The organism is Micrococcus sp. HSID17227 (genome assembly GCF_003989405.1).
Taxonomy (GTDB): Bacteria; Actinomycetota; Actinomycetes; order Actinomycetales; family Micrococcaceae; genus Micrococcus; species Micrococcus luteus.
In genome coordinates this window covers 1-3,524 of the sequence record NZ_RBLN01000226.1, presented here as the reverse complement: position 1 = coordinate 3,524, position 3,524 = coordinate 1, and the positions used below count along the sequence as shown (strand labels likewise).

The 3,524-nt window shown below is 73.6% G+C and carries 4 protein-coding genes; all 4 read left to right on the top strand.

Annotated elements, in window-relative coordinates; all coding sequences use genetic code 11:
• Window positions 1-522 (top strand): glutamate ligase domain-containing protein (locus D8M29_RS09880; RefSeq protein ID WP_305034228.1); only part of this gene is annotated, 522 nt, incomplete at its 5' end.
• Window positions 428-928 (top strand): glutamate ligase domain-containing protein, encoded by a 501-nt coding sequence (locus D8M29_RS09875; protein ID WP_238693378.1) that lies wholly within the window; start codon window positions 428-430, stop codon window positions 926-928. The genes D8M29_RS09880 and D8M29_RS09875, both read left to right, overlap by 95 nt.
• Window positions 925-2,439, top strand: a complete 1,515-nt coding sequence (gene murF / locus D8M29_RS09870) for a UDP-N-acetylmuramoyl-tripeptide--D-alanyl-D-alanine ligase (RefSeq protein ID WP_127445941.1) — start codon at window positions 925-927, stop codon at window positions 2,437-2,439. The genes D8M29_RS09875 and murF overlap by 4 nt, the downstream gene beginning before the upstream one ends.
• Window positions 2,436-3,524: a phospho-N-acetylmuramoyl-pentapeptide-transferase gene (gene mraY / locus D8M29_RS09865; RefSeq protein WP_127445940.1), complete on the top strand. Its 1,089-nt coding sequence runs from the start codon at window positions 2,436-2,438 to the stop codon at window positions 3,522-3,524. Before murF ends, mraY begins: the two co-directional genes overlap by 4 nt.

The window sequence follows — 3,524 nt, the reverse complement described above, 5'->3', positions numbered from 1 at the left end:
CTGCGCCACGCGGCCACGGGCCGGGAGCTGCGGGCCTCCGTCGGTCTGCCGGGCCGCTTCAACGTGGCCAACGCGGCACTCGCGGTCCTGCTCGTGCTGCACGCCGTGGGGGAGGAGCACCTGGACGCGCTCGCCGCCGTCCTGGACGTGCCCGCGGGCGAGGGCCCTCTGGCCGCCGCCGTCCCGGGACGGATGGAGGTCGTGGGCCGCGAGCCGGACGCCGTCGTCGACTTCGCGCACAACCCGGACGGCATGGTACAGGCGCTGCGCTCCCTCGCCGACGCCCGGGCGGCGGCCGGGACGCGCGGGCGCACCCTGATCGTGTTCGGCTCCGCCGGCGACCGTGACCGTGACAAGCGGCCCGTGATGGGCGCGATCTCGGCCCGGGCGGCGGCTTTGGTGATCGTCACCGCACAACCCGGACGGCATGGTCCAGGCGCTGCGCTCCCTCGCCGACGCCCGGGCGGCGGCCGGGACGCGCGGGCGCACCCTGATCGTGTTCGGCTCCGCCGGCGACCGTGACCGTGACAAGCGGCCCGTGATGGGCGCGATCGCGGCCCGGGCGGCGGATGTGGTGATCGTCACCGACGACACCCCCCACACGGAGGACCCGGCCCCGATCCGTGCCCACATCCTCGCCGGCGCCCGCGCCGAGGCCGACCGCATCGCGCGGGAGGAGCGCCGCACGGTCGTGATCGAGGAGGTGGCCGACCGTGCCGCGGCCATCCGCCGCGCCGTGGAGCTGGCGGGGCCGCAGGACGGCATCCTCCTGGCCGGCCGCGGACACGAGACCACGATGGACTACGACGGCGAGCTCGTCCCGCTGGACGATCGGGTGGCCCTCCGCGAGGCCCTGGCCGCCCGTGTCGCGGCGGCCTCCGCCTCGGGCTCCGGCCCCGCCCGCGAGGGTAAGGTCATCGAGTCATGATCGCTCTCACCGCAGCCCAGATCGCCGAGGCCGTGTCCGGCACGCTCTCGGCCACCCTCGACCCCGCCGCCGTGCTGGTGCACGTCACCCCCGACTCGCGGGAGGTCACCGCCGAGGGCACGCTCTACGTGGCGAAGCCGGGGGAGCGCGCCGACGGCCACGACTTCATCGACGCCGCGCTGGGTGCCGGCGCCGCCGCTGTGCTCGCCGAGCACGTCACGCACGCCCCCGACGGCGCCGCGCACCCGGCGATCATCGTGGAGGACGCCGTGCTCGCGATGGGCGCGCTCGCCCGGGAGGTCGTGCGCCGCGTCCGGGGGCACTCCCCGACCACCGTCATCGGCATCACCGGCTCGGCCGGCAAGACCACCACCAAGGACCTGCTCGCTGCCCTGCTGGCCACCCAGGGCCCCACCGTCGCACCGGTCGGCTCGTACAACGGCGAGGTCGGCGTGCCGCTCACGGTGTTCCGGGCGGAGCTGGACACGCGCTTCCTCGTGGTCGAGATGGGCGCGGACCACGTCGGCAACATCGCGTACCTCTGCGACATCGTGCGCCCGGACATCGGCGTCGTGCTCATGGTGGGCACCGCCCATGCGGGCAGCTTCGGCGGCGTGGCGAACATCGCGCGCACCAAGGGCGAGCTCGTGGAGGCCCTCGGCCCCGAGGGCGTCGCCGTCCTCAACCTCGACGACGAGCGTGTCGCCGGCATGGCGGCACGGACCGCCGCCCCGATCACCTGGTTCACCGCGGACGAGCGGGGCGTCGCCCGCGCGGCCGAGGACGTGGCCGCCGGCCGCGCGTCGGGACTCGTCGCCGCACGGGACGTGCGAGCCGACGACCAGGAGCGCCCCGTCTTCGACCTGCAGGTCGGGACGGATGAGGCCGCCGTGCGGCATCCGGTCGCCTCCGGACTGACCGGCCTGCACCACGTGCACAACGTGCTGGCCGCCGCCGCGGCCGCCCACGCCGCCGGCATGGACCCGGCCGAGATCGCCCGTGGTCTCGACGGGCTCGGGCCCGCCAGCCGCTTCCGGATGGAGCGCACCGACCGCGCGGACGGCGTCACGATCATCAATGACGCGTACAACGCCAACCCCGAGTCCATGCGCGCCGCGCTCCGGACGCTGGCCACCCTCGGCCGCTCCAGCGGCCGCCGCACCTGGGCCGTCCTGGGGGAGATGCTCGAGCTCGGCGATGCCCGCGTCCGTGAGCACACCCTCGTGGGCGAGTCCGTGGTGCGCCTGAACATCGCCCAGCTGCTGGTGGTGGGCGCCGGAGCCCGGCCGCTCTACATCGGCGCCCTCAACGAGGGCAGCTGGGGCGAAGAGGCGCACTTCGTCGACGACGCCGCGCAGGCCGAGGCGTTCCTCACCGAGCACCTGCGCCCCGGCGACCTCGTCCTCGTCAAGTCCTCCAACGGCGTCGGGCTCGCGGCCCTCGGCGAGCGCCTCGCCACGGCCGACGCCGTCGCCGCCCCCTCCGCCTCCCGGAAGGAGTCCCGACCGTGATCGGACTGCTCATCGGCGGCGTGCTCGGCCTGGTCCTCTCGGCCGCCGGCACCCCGCTGTTCATCCGGTTCCTCGTCAAGCGCGGGTACGGCCAGTTCGTCCGCGACGACGGCCCGACCACCCACAAGACCAAGCGCGGCACGCCCACGATGGGCGGCGCGGTCATCATCGGGTCCCTCGTGCTGGCGTACCTGATCACCCACGGGCTGCTCGCCCTGCTCGGCGTCGACTTCGGCGGGCCCACGGCCTCCGGCCTCATCCTGCTGCTGCTCACCGTGGGCATGGCCTTCGTCGGGTTCGTGGACGACTTCACGAAGATCACGAAGCAGCGCTCGCTCGGCCTGACGCCGCGCGGCAAGATCATCCTCCAGGCCCTGATCGGCACCGCCTTCGCCGTCCTCGCCCTGAACTTCCCGGACGAGCGGGGCCTGACCCCCGCCTCGACGGCGATCTCCTTCGCCCGGGACATCCCGTGGCTCGACCTGGCCTTCGCCGGACCTGCGATCGGCGTCATCCTGTTCGTGATCTGGTCGAACCTCATCACCACCGCCACCACGAACGCCGTGAACCTCACGGACGGCCTCGACGGGCTCGCCACGGGCGCCACCGCCATGATCACGGGCGCCTACGTCCTGATGTCGCTCTTCCAGGCGAGCCAGTCCTGTGCGCTCGAGGGCACCCGCGGCTGCTACGAGGTCCGCGACCCCATGGACCTCGCCCTGCTCGCGGCGATCCTCACGGGCAGCCTGCTGGGGTTCCTCTGGTGGAACACCTCCCCGGCCAAGATCTTCATGGGGGACACCGGCTCCCTGGGCCTGGGCGGCGCCCTGGCCGGCTTCGCGATCTTCACGCGCACCGAGATCCTGGTGGCCGTGCTGGCCGGCCTCATGGTCGCGATCACCCTCTCCGTCATCATCCAGGTGGGCTGGTTCAAGGTCTCCGGCGGCAAGCGCGTGTTCCTCATGGCGCCGCTGCAGCACCACTTCGAGCTCAAGGGCTGGGCCGAGGTGACCGTCGTGGTCCGCTTCTGGCTGCTGTCCCTGATGTGCGTCACCGTGGGGCTCGCGATCTTCTACGGCGACTGA

Bases quoted from the DNA above. Each gene is read 5' to 3' on its own strand.
- murF (WP_127445941.1), top strand. From the start codon at position 925: ATGATCGCTCTCACCGCAGCCCAGATCGCCGAGGCCGTGTCCGGCACG.
- D8M29_RS09875 (WP_238693378.1), top strand. From the start codon at position 428: ATGGTCCAGGCGCTGCGCTCCCTCGCCGACGCCCGGGCGGCGGCCGGG.